We start from the raw sequence: 18,114 nt of genomic DNA, 5'->3' as shown, positions 1-18,114 counted from the left end.
AGCCTTTAAAACGCTTGTTCCTACCTGAAATTTCCCGTTTCAATACGCGTATGCCAAACTAACCCGCATATAGACAAGGTGAAAACTCTCTAATGGCCGATTGGCAGTCCCTCGATCCCGAGGCCGCTCGTGAAGCGGAAAAATACGAAAACCCTATTCCTAGCCGCGAACTGATCCTGGCGCATCTCGCTGATCGAGGTTCGCCTGCTAGCCGCGAGCAGTTGGTTGAAGAATTCGGTCTGACCACCGAAGACCAGCTCGAAGCCCTGCGCCGCCGTTTGCGTGCCATGGAGCGCGACGCTCAACTGATCTATACCCGTCGCGGCACCTACGCGCCGGTGGACAAGCTCGACCTGATCCTTGGTCGCATTGCCGGCCACCGTGATGGCTTTGGCTTCCTGATCCCGGACGACGGCAGCGACGACCTGTTCATGAGCCCCGCGCAAATGCGCCTGGTGTTCGATGGCGACCGTGCGTTGGCACGTGTTTCCGGCCTTGACCGTCGCGGTCGCCGTGAAGGCGTGATCGTTGAAGTGGTGTCGCGTGCCCACGAGTCCATCGTCGGCCGTTACTTCGAAGAAGGCGGTATCGGCTTTGTGGTGCCGGACAACCCGAAGGTCCAGCAAGAAGTGCTGATTACCCCGGGCCGTAATGGCGCCGCCAAGGTCGGCCAGTTCGTCGAGGTGAAAATCACCCACTGGCCCACTGCGCGCTTCCAGCCGCAGGGCGATATTGTGGAAGTGGTCGGCAACTACATGGCGCCGGGCATGGAAATCGACGTGGCGCTGCGCACCTACGATATTCCTCACGTCTGGCCCGAGGCGGTGCTGAAAGAAGCCGCCAAGCTCAAGCCGGAAGTTGAAGACAAAGACAAAGAAAAACGCATCGACCTGCGCGACCTGCCGTTCGTCACCATCGACGGCGAAGACGCTCGCGACTTCGACGATGCGGTTTATTGCGAAGCCAGGCCTGGCAAGCTGCGCCTGTTCTCCGGTGGCTGGAAGTTGTACGTCGCGATTGCCGACGTTTCCAGCTATGTGAAGATCGGCTCGGCGCTGGACAACGAAGCTCAGGTGCGCGGCAACTCCGTGTACTTCCCTGAGCGTGTGATCCCGATGTTGCCAGAGCAACTGTCCAACGGTCTGTGCTCCCTGAACCCGAAAGTCGACCGTTTGGCCATGGTGTGCGAGATGACCATCTCGAAAACCGGCGAAATGACCGATTACCAGTTCTACGAAGCGGTGATTCACTCCCAAGCGCGCCTGACCTACAACAAGGTCAGCACCATCCTGGAAACGCCGAAGACCAGCGAAGCCAAGGCCCTGCGCACTGAATACGCAGGCGTCGTGCCGCACCTCAAGCAGCTTTACGCTTTGTACAAAGTGTTGTTGGGCGCTCGTCATGTGCGTGGCGCGATTGATTTTGAAACTCAGGAAACCCGAATTGTCTTCGGTTCCGAGCGCAAGATCGCCGCCATCACCCCGACCACCCGCAACGATGCGCACAAGCTGATCGAGGAATGCATGCTGGCGGCCAACGTGGCCACCGCTGAATTCCTCAAAAAGCACGAAATTCCTGCGCTTTACCGGGTGCACGACGGCCCGCCGCCGGAGCGTCTGGAAAAACTCCGCGCGTTCCTCGGCGAGCTCGGCCTGTCCCTGCACAAAGGCAAGGACGGCCCGACGCCGAAGGATTACCAGGCATTGCTGGCCAGCATCAAGGACCGCCCGGATTACCACGTGATCCAGACCGTCATGCTGCGCTCCCTCAGCCAAGCGGTGTACAGCGCTGACAACCAGGGCCACTTCGGCCTGAATTACGAGGCGTACACCCACTTCACGTCGCCGATTCGCCGTTACCCCGACCTGCTCACGCACCGGGCGATCCGCAGCGTGATCCACTCCAAACAGAACACCCCGCACGTCAAGCGCGCCGGTGCCATGACCATTCCGAAGGCGCGGATCTATCCGTACGACGAAGCGGCCCTGGAACAGTTGGGCGAGCAGTGCTCGATGAGCGAGCGCCGTGCCGACGAAGCCACGCGTGACGTGGTGAACTGGCTCAAGTGCGAGTTCATGAAGGACCGCGTAGGCGAGTCGTTCCCGGGTGTGATCACCGCCGTGACCGGCTTTGGCCTGTTCGTCGAGCTGACGGACATCTACGTCGAGGGCCTGGTGCACGTCACCGCCTTGCCGGGCGACTACTACCACTTCGACCCTGTGCATCACCGCTTGGCGGGCGAGCGCACCGGTCGCAGCTTCCGTTTGGGCGACACCGTGGAAGTGCAGGTCATGCGCGTCGATCTCGACGAGCGCAAGATCGATTTCGGTATGCCTGACAAACCCGCCGAAGCGCCGGGTAGCCGTAAAAAACGTGGCAGCGAACCGACCGCGCCAGCCAGCAAAGGCAAGGGCGCCCCTGCGAAAGCAGCCGCCGCCGAGCCTGCGCCAGCCAAGGCAGGCCGTCGTTCGTCTGCCAAGGACAAGGCTCCTGAAGCCTACCGCCCAAGCGATGCGGCGGCGAAAAACGCCGAGCTGCGCAAAAGCCGCGAGTTGAAGCAACAGTTGCTCAGCGAAGCCAAGAGTGGTGGTAAAGCGGCGTCTGGGGGAAAGTCCCAAGGCGCGGAAAAACCGTCGAGCAAGCCGAGCAAACACCGTAAAGGCCCGCCAAAAGCGGGTTCGGCCCCCGCTAAAAGCGGCGGGTCGCGCAAACCTAAGGCCAAGTCATGAGTCTGGAAAAAATCTACGGCGTGCACGCCGTAGAAGCCCTGCTGCGTCATCACCCTAAACGCGTCAAGCAAGTGTGGTTGGCCGAAGGCCGCAGCGAGCCGCGCGTACAAGCGCTGGTCGAGCTGGCGAACCAAAATAAAGTCGCCATCGGCCAGGCCGAGCGCCGTGAAATGGACGTGTGGGTTGAAGGCGTTCACCAAGGCGTGGTGGCGGACGTGAGCCCGAGCCAGGTGTGGGGCGAAGCGATGCTCGACGAGCTGCTCGACCGTACTGAAGGCGCGCCGCTGTTGCTGGTGCTGGACGGCGTGACCGACCCGCACAACCTCGGTGCCTGCCTGCGTTCGGCAGATGCTGCCGGCGCATTAGCGGTAATCGTGCCCAAAGACAAGTCGGCTACCTTGACGCCGGTCGTGCGTAAAGTTGCCTGCGGCGCGGCGGAAGTGATTCCGTTGGTGGCGGTGACCAACCTGGCGCGCACCCTGGAGAAGCTCCAGCAGCGCGGCCTGTGGGTAGTGGGTACGGCGGGCGAGGCGGAGGTCAGTATCTATGACCAGGACCTCACCGGCCCGACCATTCTGATCATGGGCGCTGAAGGCAAGGGCATGCGTCGCCTGACCCGCGAGCATTGCGACTACCTGGTGAACCTGCCGATGGCCGGCAGCGTCAGCAGCCTGAACGTCTCGGTTGCCACCGGCGTGTGCCTGTTTGAAGCCCAGCGCCAGCGCGGCGTCAAAAAGAAAGCCGCTACGCGGAAGGTTTAAGCGGCAAGCTTCAAGCAGCAAGCTGCAAGTTTAGAGCATGGTGGTTGACCACTTGTAGCTTTTAGCTTGCGGCTTGTAGCTTGCGTTTCCCCTTGCAGCTTCCCCCCTGCTCCTCTACTATTGCGCCCCTTGCCTCCCCGGCAGGCATTTACGTGCCTCCCTGTGGCAAGGTCCATAAGTGTCATTCACTCCTTGTCTGACCGTTTTTGAGCGGCAGGCTACAACCCGTAAGGAGCATTCATGCGTCATTACGAAATCATCTTTTTGGTCCACCCGGATCAAAGCGAGCAAGTCGGCGGCATGGTAGAGCGTTACACCAAGCTGATCGAAGAAGACGGCGGCAAAATCCACCGTCTGGAAGATTGGGGCCGTCGTCAACTGGCCTACGCAATCAACAATGTTCACAAGGCTCACTACGTGATGCTGAACGTTGAATGCACTGGCAAGGCTTTGGCCGAGCTGGAAGACAACTTCCGCTACAACGATGCAGTGATCCGTAACCTGGTCATCCGTCGCGAAGAAGCCGTTACCGGCCAATCCGAGATGCTCAAGGCTGAAGAAAACCGCAGTGAGCGCCGTGAGCGTCGCGACCGTCCTGAGCACGAAGGCGCCGAAAGCGCTGATAGTGATGACAGCGACAACAGCGATAACGCTGACGAGTAATCCACGGACCTTTTAAGGAGCCTATCAAATGGCACGTTTCTTCCGTCGTCGTAAATTCTGCCGCTTCACCGCTGAAGACGTGAAAGAGATCGATTACAAAGATCTCAACACTCTGAAAGCCTACGTATCCGAGACCGGCAAAATCGTTCCAAGCCGTATCACCGGTACTAAAGCACGTTATCAGCGTCAGCTGGCCACCGCTATCAAGCGCGCCCGCTTCCTGGCCCTGCTGGCCTACACCGACAGCCACGGCCGCTGAGACCGGGCAGTCGACACGTAGTAAGGGATTGAATGCATGCGCGCCTTAGCTGAGTTCATCATGCGCGGTCGCGTGCAGGCCACTCTGGTAGTGGCTGGATGTGCGGCATTGCCGTTGCTTTATTGGTTGGGTGCTGCCGCAGGTTGCCTTGTGCTCCTGCGGCGCGGTTTGAAGGACGCCCTTGGCGTTCTTGCCCTGGGATTGTTGCCGGCCTTGATCTGGTGGCTGCAATTTGGTGATCCACGCGTACTTCTGGTACTGCTGGGGTCATCAAGCCTTGCGTTGGTTTTACGCGCAAGTGAGTCCTGGGTCCGCACGCTGCTGGTCAGCGTGGCATTGGGGTTGGTGTATTCAGTGATGCTTGGCGCGGCTTTCCACCCGCAAATCGAGGCGCTGGCGCAGGAGATCATCAAGATCCTGCCGCAGGCTCTCGGGGATCTCTACCAGCAATTGTCGGTAGATGAGCGAGCGCGGTTTGCGTCACTGATTGCACCGGTTCTGACCGGCCTGATAGCGGCGTTGTTGCAGATCGTCAGCGTGCTGAGCCTGATTCTTGGGCGTTATTGGCAGGCGTTGTTGTACAACCCGGGTGGTTTTGGTCGCGAGTTTCGCAGTATCAGAATTCCCGCGGGGCTGGCGATGTTGCTGCTGGCGTGCATGGTTGTCGGGCCGAACTTCGGCCCACAGATGGCCTTGCTGGCGCCGATTTGCAGTGTACCGCTGGTGTTTGCCGGGCTGGCCCTGATTCATGGGCTGGTTGCGCGAAAGCGCCTGGCCAGGTTTTGGCTGGTGGGGTTGTACGTAACGCTGTTGCTGTTCATGCAGCTGATCTATCCGTTACTCGTGGTCTTGGCCATTGTCGACAGCCTGATTGATTTTCGCGGTCGTCTCGCGTCGAAAGACGCCGATAACGCGAACGGTGAAGGTTAAAAGTTAGAGGATTTTCACATGCAACTGATCCTTCTGGAAAAAGTCGCCAACCTGGGCAACCTGGGCGACAAAGTGAACGTTAAGGCCGGCTACGGTCGTAACTACCTGCTGCCATACGGCAAAGCAACCGCTGCAACCGCTGCCAACCTGGCTGCGTTTGAAGAGCGTCGTGCCGAGCTGGAAAAAGCAGCAGCAGACAAAAAAGCTTCGGCCGAAACTCGCGCTGCCCAACTGGCTGAGCTGGAAGTGACTATCACTGCCACCGCCGGTGACGAAGGCAAGCTGTTCGGTTCGATCGGCACCCACGACATCGCTGATGCACTGACCGCCTCCGGCGTTGAAGTTGCGAAAAGCGAAGTTCGTCTGCCGAACGGCACCATCCGCAACGTAGGCGAATTCGACGTAGCCGTGCACCTGCACGCCGAAGTTGAAGCCACCGTACGCGTTGTAGTGGTAGCAGCTTAAGTCGCACCTAACTGACTGGCACCTCGTGTGCCAGGCGGTTAACATCGGGCACGATCCTGTTTACAGGTCGTGCCTTTTGTTTTTCTACACTCCCCTAATTCCAAGTGGCCATGAACGATATTTCAGCTCCTGAGCAATACGATCTGCAAACCGCTGCCCTGAAGGTGCCGCCGCATTCCATCGAGGCCGAACAGGCCGTGCTCGGTGGTTTGATGCTGGACAACAACGCCTGGGAACGCGTGCTGGATCAAGTCTCGGACGGTGACTTCTATCGCCATGACCACCGCCTGATTTTCCGCGCCATCGCCAAGCTGGCCGACTTGAACTCGCCGATTGACGTCGTGACCCTGGCCGAGCAATTGGACAAGGAAGGTCAGACCTCGCAAGTCGGTGGTCTCGGTTACCTTGGCGAACTGGCGAAAAACACCCCGTCGGTCGCCAACATCAAGGCCTATGCGCAGATCGTGCGTGCGCGGGCGACGTTGCGCCAGTTGATCGGCATCGCCACTGAAATCGCCGACAGCGCTTTCAACCCGGAAGGGCGTACGGCCGAAGAAATCCTCGATGAAGCCGAACGGCAGATCTTTCAAATCGCCGAAGCGCGCCCTAAAACCGGCGGCCCGGTCAGCGTCAACGACTTGCTGACCAAGGCCATCGACCGCATCGATACGCTGTTCAACACCGACAACGCGATTACCGGCTTGTCGACCGGTTACACCGACCTCGATGGCATGACCAGTGGCCTGCAGCCCTCCGACTTGATCATTGTGGCGGGTCGTCCGTCGATGGGTAAAACCACCTTCGCCATGAACCTGGTGGAAAACGCCGTACTGCGCAGCGAAAAAGCCGTACTGGTTTACTCCCTTGAGATGCCAGGTGAATCGCTGATCATGCGGATGCTCTCGTCGCTCGGGCGTATCGACCAGACCAAAGTGCGTGCCGGTCGCCTGGAAGACGACGATTGGCCGCGCCTGACCTCGGCCGTCAACCTGCTCAACGACCGCAAGCTGTTTATCGATGACACCGCCGGTATCAGCCCTTCGGAAATGCGCGCGCGTACCCGTCGCCTGGTGCGTGAACACGGCGATGTTGGCCTGATCATGATCGACTACCTGCAATTGATGCAGATCCCAGGCTCCGGCGGCGACAACCGTACCAACGAGATTTCCGAGATCTCGCGGTCGTTGAAGGCGCTCGCCAAGGAATTCAACTGCCCCGTTGTGGCGCTGTCCCAGCTCAACCGCTCCCTGGAGCAACGGCCCAATAAACGCCCGATCAACTCCGACTTGCGTGAATCCGGAGCGATCGAGCAGGATGCCGACGTCATCATGTTCGTGTATCGCGACGAGGTGTATCACCCGGAAACCGAGCACAAGGGCATCGCCGAGATCATCATCGGCAAGCAGCGTAACGGCCCGATCGGTACGACGCGCCTGGCGTTTATCGGCAAATACACCCGTTTCGAAAACCTTGCGCCGGGCAGTTATAACTTTGACGACGAATAGGTTTCAGTGCAGTGGACCAAACAACGCGCTGATCGTGGCCTCGTTGTATTGGTAGTTCCAGCGCAGTTCGGTGCCGGCGGCAATGTCCTCACTGGCAAAAAACGCCGACAGCGCCAGCGGTATCCGAGACTCATCGCCGACTTGGGTTTCTACCTCAAACCGCGCAGCTTCAACGTTGTACCCCGTTGAGGCTTGTCTGACCGGCTGCCCGTCTTCGTATTCGAAAATCGTGTTTATCCTGGACAGCACATTGTCCCCCGAAAGAGATGGCGGATAGTGGCCAGGCCTTGGGGGCATTCGCTGGATGTCCAGCAGATAAGGGTCCTTTCGAAAAGCTGCTACGGAGTTGGGGATCAACTCTCCGCCATAAACACCGAGCGCTTCACCTTTTTTTATCGGTTTTCTGGTGATCACGGTGGCTTGGCCGATCAGCGCTGACTCCTCGGGGAATTTTTGATGGGCCGGGCTGAATGGGGTGACTTCAAGTTTGTCCTCATAGAGTCGCGCCACATGTTCGTAGCCTTCCCACTGAATGTAAGGTTTCACCAGGTCACTGCTGAAGGTTTCATTGGTGGTGAGGGATTTGCTGCGGGTCTGCAGGCTCTTGATGCGCATCGGGCGCCCCTGCTGATCGCGCAACGGATACCGGCCATTGTTGGCGCGATCAAAAATGCGTCTATAGTTCTGGCTGAATTGATAGCTTCGCTGGGAGCGCATATGCCTGATTTCCTGCGCGGTAAACATCGCGGCCACCGTGCCCTCATCGGCTGAGTCATAGTCGCTGGAGGACTGTGCCGACTCAAACACATCACTCGACTCCATTTGGACCAGCAGCGGCACCTGCGACGATTGCATGCCGCCTGGCAGCGCGCCTTTGGTTGGGTCGATTTCCCAGCGTCCTGCCGCCGTTCTACGCAGGTAGGGCCTATAGGGCCTGAAGGGGCTGCGTGCGTCGATCAACTGCCAACCCAAGGCACCGAGTTTGATTTGGTAGTATTTCCCGTTGTCCTTTACGTAGTGCCGAGAGCTGCCATCAGACAGCGCAGGCGCTTGATAGATGGCGTCTTCAAGCCGTGTCAGTCCGGTTGGGGTGCTCGTTTGGGCTAACAACGGGTCCAGTGGTTGCCCGGCCGCGGTCGAGTGTGTGCTCGTCAAGACCTTGGCCCGAACGGCGGGAGGGCTGGTCGTGTGCGACAAGCTGGTTTGTTGAATGGCGTATTTAAGCGAGTCGGCGCCTGACTGCTCAAGCAGTGCAGCGCGTTCGGGGTCGGAAAGCGTTTGCTCCAGGGTGCCAGGCAGATCGTCGAGTGAATCCGAGGTTCGCCCTTCGGCATCCAGGCACGTGTACAGCTCGCCCTGACGCAACAGCGTGTGTTGAACACGTGCATCTGCGGGGCCGATGCTGCCGAGAAGCTCGCCTTCACGGCTCCCATCGTACACGTCGATCTTGTGCGAACTCGGCCAGCCGGGCAGTCGTTCGATGGTGTGCAGCGCCAGTGGTACGCTTTCCCGATCGCTCATCGAATCGAGGAAAACCCCCGACCAGGCACGCGATTCCCGGGCCGCCGCGGCGTATTGCTCGGCCTCCCAGCGCGGCAATGGCGCCAAGCGGTTATCCAACTGCAGGCTTTGCTGCTCGGCTGGGGACAGGCAGGCTTCCATTTCCTCGAGATGGCTTTTGGAAAGCTGCGGCATAAGCGCGCGAATTCTGATTTCGGTGGGCGTGATGGCTTTTTCACCGGGCGCAGTGAGCAGGCAAAGCAGTCGCTGTTTTTGTTGTTGCGCCTGGTTTTCCAAACGCATGGCGACATTTTCGACTTTGGTGAAGTAGTCGGGATACCAGTCGAGCAGCAGTTTGTTGAATTCAGCCTGAGGTATCCGTTCTTCGAGGGCGTGCAACAGCTCACCCTTTCTGAATCGCGCTTCACTGATCCTGATTTCAACGGTGCCCGTACCGTAGCTCATCACCACGTTTCGTTGCTCGCCGATAATCTTCAATACATGGTTGGCGGGCCATTCGGGGAGCGAGGTGAGCAGGTGGAACTGGATCAGCGGCGAGTGGGCGGTTACCGAAGTGCCTTCGGCGCGCTCCAGGTTGAAGTCATTGATTTCTTGCTCCAGGTTGAAGTGCTTGAGCGTGTCACGCAACAACGGCGGAGGGCGCAGCCTATGCTGGTGGACTTCGCGCAGGCCGGCCCGGTCGACGCCACCGAGCAGCAAGATCGGTTCCACCTTCGTTTGGGTGACAGTGGCCGCGTCCGGCCCCAGACGCTTGATCAGTTTAAGCGCGTCCCAGTCCCCAGGTGCTTCATGTGTTTGGCGCCAACTGCCGACGCCATTACTCAGGAGTGGCGGGCAATAAGCGTCTTGCACGCTTGGGTGTGACAGCTCCCATTGCGTGCCATCGGGGGCGCGTTGCACTGCATGCGGGTGATCATCGAGCTTCAAGTAATGCTGTTGCCCCTGCTTGTACAAGCCCTGGCTGTCGGCCACCCAGTGGCTGGGTAATGGGGCGGGATGGCGGTAAGGCGCAAGGTCGGGGTTCCATAAACGCCAGCCTTTGCCGCGCACCCGAACTTTCACCAGCCTGGCGCCGAAGCCGACTGTGCGGATGGCGCCGGCAGTGGCCACTGCCTGAGCGGCGGTGTCCAACACGTCGAGCAAGTCATTGAGTGCTTCATCGCTGTCGCCGCGACTCCATGCCGCCAAACCTTCATACACGGTGTTGAGCACCTGAGCCGCGGTGACCACCAATAGCACCTCGCCGACTATCGGAATAAATGAAGCGGCGAAAAACAGCGCTGACTTGCCCAGGTCGAGATACGCCTGCAGGCGTTTCTGCCGGCTCATCAGGTCCGCCTCCGCTGTGGGCACGGCCACGCTGCGCGCGTCACGCTTGATTTGAGCAATTCGCTGGCACGCAATCGCCTGGAACAGGTCTGCCTTAATCGCGGTCAGGCTGACCTCTGCGCCCAGCCTGGCGGGGTAGGTTTTACGGTTGGTTATCAGCTCGGGCGCGCCTACCACAGCCGGGGTCGCGCTTAGCAGGTTGCCTTGATGTTGCAGCGGCACAAGGTGCTTGAAGAAGGCCTGGTAATCGGCCGTTAGCAGGCGCTCTGCGAGCTTTTGCTGGAGCTCGTCCATGCTGGCGTGCTGACGAAATGGGCTGCTTGGGTCCTCGGGTGTGTAGAGCATCAGCGGGAGGCCGATGCTGGCTGCGTTAATCACCAGTACGTTGGGCAGCACCACGTTATTCAGCGTCAGGTGGCTGCAGGTTATTTCAAGGTGGGCGCCCGAGCGCTGCAGGCTGTGCAACTGCAAATGTTGCCGGGGCGTCAGTTGCTGACGCATACAGGCACTGTGCAGCGCGACGCCAAAGGCATGCTGCGCCTGCGCCCTGAACATTCCAAGCACGTGCGCGGCAGTACGCCCGTTGGCGTTAGCCTTTGCGGGTTCGAGTACGTTACCGATGTGTTTCAGGTAGTGGCTGCCGAGGTCCAGCGCACGACAGGTGCGGGCGAATGAGGTCGCAAGGATGGTGCATGGCACCTCGCCTGCTGTGGTGACATTGATAATGGCCGTGCCGGTTTCCATGCCGTCGACCTCTGCTTCCGACGCTTCGAAGTTCTGCAGGGCGGCTTCCAGTAGCGTCTGGCGGGTGGTTCTGGCGTGGCTCTTGATCAGGCCCAGCAAGTGAGAATTTTTCCATTCGCGCGACAAAATCGCGTTTTCATCCTCGATAAAGCCAAAGAACCACGCTTTAAGTGTCGCGCGCAGCAACGGGCGCGCAAACGTCTCGGGGCTTTGCAGTTCGTCGAGCAGCGCCTTGAGGTCGTGCCTGGATTGATTGCTGCTGATCAGGCTGCTGCGAAAATCCGCGCGCAATGGCGCGGGGGCCTGGCTCAGCCAGACCGGCAACTGGTCGTTGATAAAGGCTTGGTGGGCCACCAGCGGCGAAGCTGGCGGCGCGCAGTCGGTCGGTTCAGGTGTGTATGTGGTCATTGATCGGGCCATGCGGTGTCAGGGTTAATCGCCCCAGCCTACGCAGGCTGTTTTCGGTAAAGTATTAGCGCAATAGCCCCGCGCGGCAGCAGCGACAGGGATGGCAGAACCCCCTGTCGAGCGCTCGGCGTTAAAGCCGACCATTGCCGTCGGAATTGGTCAAAATTTGTGCTATATTCCGCGCCCGCGATTTTTCATCTCAACACCGGTCACCGTCATGCAAACAGCCAAGCCGTTATTTGACTATCCCAAGTACTGGGCCGAATGTTTCGGTCCTGCGCCATTCCTGCCGATGAGCAGGGAGGAGATGGATCAGCTTGGCTGGGATTCCTGCGACATCATCATCGTCACCGGTGATGCGTACGTGGATCACCCCTCGTTCGGCATGGCAATTATCGGCCGGCTGCTCGAGTCGCAGGGCTTTCGCGTCGGGATCATTGCCCAGCCGAACTGGCAGTCCAAAGACGACTTCATGAAGCTCGGCGAGCCGAACCTGTTCTTTGGCGTCGCGGCCGGCAACATGGACTCGATGATCAACCGCTACACCGCCGACAAAAAAATCCGTTCCGACGACGCCTACACCCCTGGCGGCATGGCCGGCAAACGCCCGGACCGCGCGAGCCTGGTGTACAGCCAGCGTTGCAAGGAAGCCTACAAGAACGTGCCGATCGTGCTCGGTGGCATTGAAGCCTCGCTGCGCCGGATCGCCCACTACGACTACTGGCAGGACCGTGTACGCAACTCGATCCTGATCGATGCCACCGCCGATATTCTGCTGTACGGCAACGCCGAGCGGGCCATCGTCGAAGTCGCCCAGCGTTTGTCGTGGGGCCACAAGATCGAAGACATCACCGACGTGCGCGGCACCGCGTTTATTCGCCGTGACACGCCAGCCGGCTGGTACGAAGTCGACTCCACGCGTATCGACCGCCCGGGCAAGGTCGACAAGATCATCAACCCGTACGTGAATACGCAAGACACCCAGGCCTGCGCGATCGAGCAGGAAAAAGGGCCGGTTGATGACCCGGAAGAAGCCAAGGTCGTACAGATCCTGGCCAGCCCGCGCATGACCCGCGACAAGACCGTGATTCGCCTGCCGTCGGTAGAAAAAGTGCGTGGCGATGCGGTGCTGTATGCCCACGCCAACCGCGTGTTGCACCTGGAAACCAACCCAGGCAACGCCCGCGCCCTGGTGCAAAAGCATGGTGAAGTGGACGTGTGGTTCAACCCGCCGCCCATCCCGATGACCACCGAAGAAATGGACTACGTGTTTGGCATGCCTTACGCACGTGTTCCACACCCGGTGTACGGCAAGGAAAAGATTCCGGCCTACGACATGATTCGCTTCTCGGTGAACATCATGCGTGGCTGCTTCGGCGGCTGCACCTTCTGCTCGATCACCGAGCACGAAGGCCGCATCATCCAGAACCGTTCCGAAGAGTCGATCATTCGCGAAATCGAAGAGATCCGCGACAAGGTGCCAGGCTTTACCGGCGTGATCTCCGACCTCGGCGGCCCGACTGCGAACATGTACCGCATCGCGTGCAAGAGCCCGGAAATCGAATCCGCGTGCCGCAAGCCGTCGTGCGTGTTCCCCGGCATCTGCCCGAACCTGAACACCGACCACTCGTCGTTGATTCAGTTGTACCGCAGTGCCCGTGCATTGCCGGGCGTGAAAAAAATTCTGATCGCTTCCGGCCTGCGCTACGACTTGGCCGTTGAGTCGCCGGAATACGTCAAAGAGTTGGTCACCCACCACGTTGGTGGTTACCTCAAGATCGCCCCGGAACACACCGAGGAAGGTCCGCTCAACCAGATGATGAAGCCGGGCATTGGCAGCTATGACAAGTTCAAGCGCATGTTCGAGAAGTACACCAAGGAAGCGGGTAAAGAGCAGTACCTGATCCCGTACTTCATCGCCGCCCACCCGGGCACCACCGATGAAGACATGATGAACCTGGCCCTGTGGCTCAAGGGCAACGGCTTCCGCGCCGACCAGGTGCAGGCGTTCTATCCGTCGCCGATGGCCACCGCCACCGCGATGTACCACTCGGGCAAGAACCCGCTGCGCAAGGTCACCTACAAGAGCGACGCGGTCACCATCGTCAAGAGCGAAGAGCAGCGCCGTTTGCACAAGGCGTTCCTGCGCTACCACGACCCGAAAGGCTGGCCGATGCTGCGCGAAGCATTGACCCGCATGGGCCGCGCCGACCTGATCGGGTCGGGCAAGGAGCAGTTGATTCCGCTGCACCAGCCAGCCACCGACAGCTACCAGAGCGCGCGTCGCAAAAATTCGACGCCGGCCGGCAGCCACAAGGTCGCCAAGGAAACCACCACCAAAATCCTCACCCAGCACACCGGTTTGCCACCGCGCGGCAGCGACGGCAGCAACCCGTGGGACAAACGCGAGCAAGCCAAGGCCGCCGCAATGGTGCGCAACAAGCAGGCCGCCAAGGAACGCACCGACGCGGCCAAGGGCAAAGGCAAGAAGCCAGCTCGCAAGCCTGTGGTGCCGCGTTGATCGTCGCCTGAACATGCCAAACGCCAGCCTCGTGCTGGCGTTTGGCTTTCCAGGCATTGCCTTTGCCACAACCTGTGGGAGGCGCTGTCGCGCGGCGGGTCTGGAGTACATAGCAGGCTTGCTTTCTGTGGGAGCGGGCTTGCTCGCGATTGCACTGTGTCAGATAAGTATTTTTCAACTGACACACCGCAATCGCGAGCAAGCCCGCTCCCACAGTTGACTGCATCGTGCTTGAGATCGGGGCCTTTTACACTGTGGTTCGCCCACCTGAGGCTTGCTCGTGCGGCGTCAGTTCAATCAACCCCATTTCAAGGAAGATCACCCCCAATGAATGAGCTGCCCGGCATTCGCAGTTTTCTATCGATGTATTTCCCGGTGTTCATCGGGGCGATCCTTTCGTCGGTGTTTACCCTGGCAACGGCGCTGCCGCTGTTTTTCGACAGTTACTTTCAACACCTCCCGTTGGCTGACAGCGCCAAGTATTCGTTTTTCGGTGGGCTCGCACTCACGCTGGTCGTCGTGCAGTGCAATTTCATGATCGCGCGCGGGTATCCGAACTGGGTGAGGCCGTTGGTAGCGCTATTGGTCCTGTGTGTTATGGGCGTAGTGCCCACCGTCACCCAAGGCGCAAGCCCTCTGGTGTATGCCGTGACCTTGCTGTTTCCGCTGCTGGCGCTGCTACTGCTCAACAGCAAACGCCACCGCGAAATGCGCCGCAAACTGCTCGAAGTACGCCACCTGCGCCAGGCCATAATCGCCGCGCACAAAGCCGGTTGACTGAGTAGATTCACCACCCGGCCTCACACGTGCGCCACAAATATGTGCAAGGCTTGCACCATTGCCGCAGCCAGGGTGCCGTTTTGGTGCTGTACTGCAGCGTGACTTACCTTAAAGCACAATGACCGCCGCTCTGGCATAAGTCTTGCGCGCGTTGTTTTCATGCCCTGGCTCGCAGGAGGCCGCCGTGTCGATTCATGTCGCGTTGCACCACGTTACGCATTACCGCTACGACCGCGCTGTCGAACTCGGCCCACAGATCGTGCGTTTGCGCCCGGCGGCCCACAGCCGTACGCGAATTTTGTCTTACGCGCTGAAAGTGCTGCCCGAGCAGCACTTCATCAATTGGCAGCAAGACCCACAGGGCAATTACCTGGCGCGCCTGGTGTTCCCCGAAAAGACCGACCAACTGCGCATTGAGGTCGACCTGGTCGCCGAGATGGCGGTGTTCAACCCGTTCGATTTTTTCCTTGAGCCCTATGCCGAAAACATCCCGTTCAGCTACGCCGCCGATGAGCAGCGCGAGCTGGCGCCGTATCTCGAAACCCTGCCGCTGACGCCGAAGTTTGCCGCCTATCTGGCCGGTATTGATCGCACGCCGTTGCCGGCGGTGGACTTTCTGGTGGGCCTCAACCAGCGCTTGGCGGCTGATATTGGTTACCTGATCCGCATGGAACCGGGCGTGCAAACCCCGGAATTCACCCTGGAAAACGCCTCGGGCTCCTGCCGTGATTCGGCGTGGTTGTTGGTGCAACTGCTGCGCAACCTGGGGTTGGCGGCGCGTTTTGTGTCCGGCTACCTGATCCAGTTGACCGCCGACGTCAAAGCCCTCGACGGCCCGTCCGGCACCGAGGTGGATTTCACCGACCTGCACGCCTGGTGCGAGGTGTATTTGCCCGGCGCGGGTTGGATCGGCCTGGACGCCACGTCCGGTCTGTTCGCCGGTGAAGGGCATATCCCGTTGGCGTGTAGCCCCGATCCCTCGTCTGCCGCCCCGATCAGTGGGCTGGTGGAGCCGTGCGGGTGCCAATTTACCCACGAAATGTCGGTTGAGCGCATTTGGGAAGCGCCACGGGTGACCAAGCCCTACACCGAAGACCAGTGGCTGGCGATTCAGGCCTTGGGTCGGCAGATTGACGGCGACCTGCTCAACGATGACGTGCGCCTGACCATGGGCGGCGAGCCGACCTTCGTTTCGATTGATGACCCCGACGGTGCCGAATGGAATACCGCCGCGCTGGGGCCAGACAAACGGCGCCTGTCCGCCGAGCTGTTCCAGCGCATGCGCCAGCACTACGCGCCCCAAGGCCTGGTGCACTTCGGCCAGGGCAAGTGGTACCCCGGCGAGCAACTGCCGCGCTGGTCGCTGAACTGCTACTGGCGCCGCGACGGCGTGCCGATCTGGCACAACAGCGCGCTGATCGCTGATGAACAACAGGATTACGGCGCCGACGGCGAGTTGGCTGGGCGCTTTTTGGCCAGCGTTGCCGAGCGCTTGAAGCTGCCGGCGCGCTTGGTATTTCCGGCCTTCGAAGACAACTTTTACTACCTGTGGCGCGAAGGCGCACTGCCACTGAACGTCAGCGCCCAAGACCCGCGCTTGAGCGATGAGCTGGAGCGCGAACGCCTGCGCAAAGTGTTCGGCCAAGGCCTGGATAAAGTCATCGGCCAAGTGCTGCCGCTGGCGCGCACCGCCGCCAATGACCGCTGGCAGAGTGGCCGCTGGTACTTGCGCGATAACCACTGCCGCTTGGTGCCGGGCGACTCGCCGCTGGGCTATCGCCTGCCGTTGGCCTCGCAGCCGTGGGTGACGGCGGCGGAGTACCCGTTTGTGCACCCCACCGACCCGAACCAGGACCAGCCGTCACTGCCGGGCACCGCGCAACTGCAAAGCCATGGCGAACCCGCGCCGAGCGATGAGCGCACGCCAACGCTGGACGAGTCCGCTGACTGGCTGACGCGCACCGCGTTGTGCGCCGAAGCTCGCGAAGGGCGGCTGTACGTGTTTATGCCGCCGCTGGAACGCGTCGAGGACTACCTCGAACTGGTCGCCGCCATCGAAGCGACCGCCGAAGAACTGCACTGCCCGTTGCTGCTGGAAGGCTACGAGCCGCCAGCCGACACGCGCCTGAGCAATTTTCGGGTGACGCCAGACCCCGGTGTGATCGAGGTTAACGTGCAGCCGTCCGCCACGTGGGACGAGTTGGTGGAACGCACCGAATTCCTCTACGAAGAAGCGCGGCAAACCCGCCTGACCACTGAAAAATTCATGATTGACGGCCGCCACACCGGCACCGGCGGCGGTAACCATTTTGTGCTGGGCGGCGCCACACCCAAGGACTCACCGTTCTTGCGGCGGCCCGACCTGCTGCGCAGTTTGATCAGCTATTGGCATAACCACCCGTCACTCTCGTACCTGTTTTCCGGGCTGTTTATCGGCCCCACTTCGCAGGCGCCGCGCGTGGACGAAGCGCGTAACGACGCGCTGTATGAGCTGGAGATTGCCTTCGCGCAAATGCCCGCGCCGGGCGAAGAGTGCCCGCCGTGGTTGGTGGACCGCTTGTTGCGCAACTTGCTGATCGACGTGACGGGCAACACACACCGCGCCGAATTCTGCGTCGACAAGCTCTACTCGCCCGACGGTGCGACCGGTCGCTTGGGCCTGCTGGAACTGCGCGCGTTTGAAATGCCGCCGCATGCGCGCATGAGCCTGACCCAGCAATTGCTGCTGCGCGCCTTGGTCGCACGCTTTTGGCGGGAGCCGTACGCGCCGCCGAAACTGGCGCGCTGGGGCACCGAGCTGCACGACCGCTTTTTGTTGCCGCACTTTATCGAGCAGGATTTTGCCGATGTGATCGCCGAACTCAACGCCGCCGGCTACCCGCTGCGCGCCGAATGGTTTGCCGCGCACTTGGAGTTCCGCTTCCCCAAAGTCGGCGATTACGCGGTCAGCGGTATCGAACTGGAGCTGCGCCAAGCGCTGGAGCCTTGGCACGTACTGGGCGAGGAGGGCGCGGTGGGCGGCACGGTGCGCTATGTGGATTCGTCGCTGGAGCGCTTGCAGGTGAAACTCAGCGGGCTGCCGCCGCAGCGTTATCTGCTGACCTGCAACGGCATCCCGGTGCCGCTGCACGCCACCGGCCGGGTGGGCGAGTTTGTCGCCGGCGTGCGTTACCGCGCCTGGCAACCGGCGAATTGCCTGCAGCCGACGATCGAGGTGCACGCGCCGTTGGTGTTCGATGTGCTTGATACCTGGATGCAACGCTCGCTGGGCGGCTGCCAATACCACGTGGCCCATCCGGGCGGGCGCAATTACGACAGCCTGCCGGTGAACGCCAATGAAGCCGAAAGTCGGCGCATGGCGCGGTTTTTCCGTGTCGGCCACACACCCGGCAAGCTCAGCGTTCCCACGGTGGTCATTAACGATGAATTGCCGATGACCCTGGATTTGCGGCGTTTCCCCAATAAAAATGACTAAACACAATCCAAAATGTGGGAGTAG

Annotated in this window: 11 protein-coding genes; 10 read left to right on the top strand and 1 reads right to left on the bottom strand. The window is 60.4% G+C overall.

Annotated elements, in window-relative coordinates; all coding sequences use genetic code 11:
- Positions 1 to 92: 92 nt before the first annotated feature.
- From rnr to dnaB, 7 genes are all read left to right on the top strand, one after another.
- On the top strand, positions 93 to 2,729 hold the full coding sequence (gene rnr, locus ACOZK9_RS19280) for a ribonuclease R (protein ID WP_058411332.1): 2,637 nt from the start codon (positions 93 to 95) through the stop codon (positions 2,727 to 2,729).
- The gene (gene rlmB, locus ACOZK9_RS19275; RefSeq protein ID WP_058411331.1) at positions 2,726 to 3,490 is read left to right on the top strand and encodes a 23S rRNA (guanosine(2251)-2'-O)-methyltransferase RlmB; all 765 of its coding nucleotides are present in this window, start codon (positions 2,726 to 2,728) and stop codon (positions 3,488 to 3,490) included. The genes rnr and rlmB overlap by 4 nt, the downstream gene beginning before the upstream one ends.
- A gap of 240 nt (positions 3,491 to 3,730) precedes the next feature.
- A complete protein-coding gene (gene rpsF / locus ACOZK9_RS19270; RefSeq protein ID WP_003217491.1) occupies positions 3,731 to 4,153 on the top strand; it encodes a 30S ribosomal protein S6 in 423 nt (140 codons plus the stop codon).
- Between the two features lie 28 nt (positions 4,154 to 4,181).
- A complete protein-coding gene (rpsR, locus tag ACOZK9_RS19265; RefSeq protein WP_002551829.1) occupies positions 4,182 to 4,412 on the top strand; it encodes a 30S ribosomal protein S18 in 231 nt (76 codons plus the stop codon).
- A 36-nt stretch (positions 4,413 to 4,448) separates the two neighbouring features.
- A complete protein-coding gene (locus tag ACOZK9_RS19260) occupies positions 4,449 to 5,342 on the top strand; it encodes a YybS family protein (protein ID WP_058411330.1) in 894 nt (297 codons plus the stop codon).
- A gap of 18 nt (positions 5,343 to 5,360) precedes the next feature.
- Entirely contained in the window at positions 5,361 to 5,807 is a 447-nt protein-coding gene (gene rplI, locus ACOZK9_RS19255) for a 50S ribosomal protein L9 (protein ID WP_010563337.1), read from the top strand.
- Between the two features lie 110 nt (positions 5,808 to 5,917).
- The gene (gene dnaB / locus ACOZK9_RS19250; RefSeq protein ID WP_058411329.1) at positions 5,918 to 7,312 is read left to right on the top strand and encodes a replicative DNA helicase; all 1,395 of its coding nucleotides are present in this window, start codon (positions 5,918 to 5,920) and stop codon (positions 7,310 to 7,312) included.
- A 3-nt stretch (positions 7,313 to 7,315) separates the two neighbouring features.
- Here dnaB and ACOZK9_RS19245 read toward each other — a convergent pair whose 3' ends face one another.
- Complete coding sequence (locus ACOZK9_RS19245) at positions 7,316 to 11,314, bottom strand: dermonecrotic toxin domain-containing protein (RefSeq protein WP_421556358.1); 3,999 nt, start codon at positions 11,312 to 11,314, stop codon at positions 7,316 to 7,318.
- Between the two features lie 217 nt (positions 11,315 to 11,531).
- Between ACOZK9_RS19245 and ACOZK9_RS19240 the strand changes: the two genes are divergently transcribed.
- From ACOZK9_RS19240 to ACOZK9_RS19230, 3 genes are all read left to right on the top strand, one after another.
- Positions 11,532 to 13,835, top strand: a complete 2,304-nt coding sequence (locus ACOZK9_RS19240) for a YgiQ family radical SAM protein (RefSeq protein ID WP_421556357.1) — start codon at positions 11,532 to 11,534, stop codon at positions 13,833 to 13,835.
- Positions 13,836 to 14,162: 327 nt separating this feature from the next.
- The gene (locus ACOZK9_RS19235) at positions 14,163 to 14,612 is read left to right on the top strand and encodes a hypothetical protein (protein WP_421556356.1); all 450 of its coding nucleotides are present in this window, start codon (positions 14,163 to 14,165) and stop codon (positions 14,610 to 14,612) included.
- 187 nt (positions 14,613 to 14,799) lie between these two features.
- A complete protein-coding gene (locus ACOZK9_RS19230; protein WP_421556355.1) occupies positions 14,800 to 18,090 on the top strand; it encodes a transglutaminase family protein in 3,291 nt (1,096 codons plus the stop codon).
- The last annotated feature ends 24 nt before the right edge of the window (positions 18,091 to 18,114 follow it).

Source organism: Pseudomonas kitaguniensis, from assembly GCF_049199985.1.
Taxonomy (GTDB): domain Bacteria; phylum Pseudomonadota; class Gammaproteobacteria; order Pseudomonadales; family Pseudomonadaceae; genus Aquipseudomonas; species Aquipseudomonas kitaguniensis.
The sequence above is the reverse complement of the archived record's forward strand: the minus strand, read 5'-3'. Positions and strand labels throughout refer to the sequence as shown.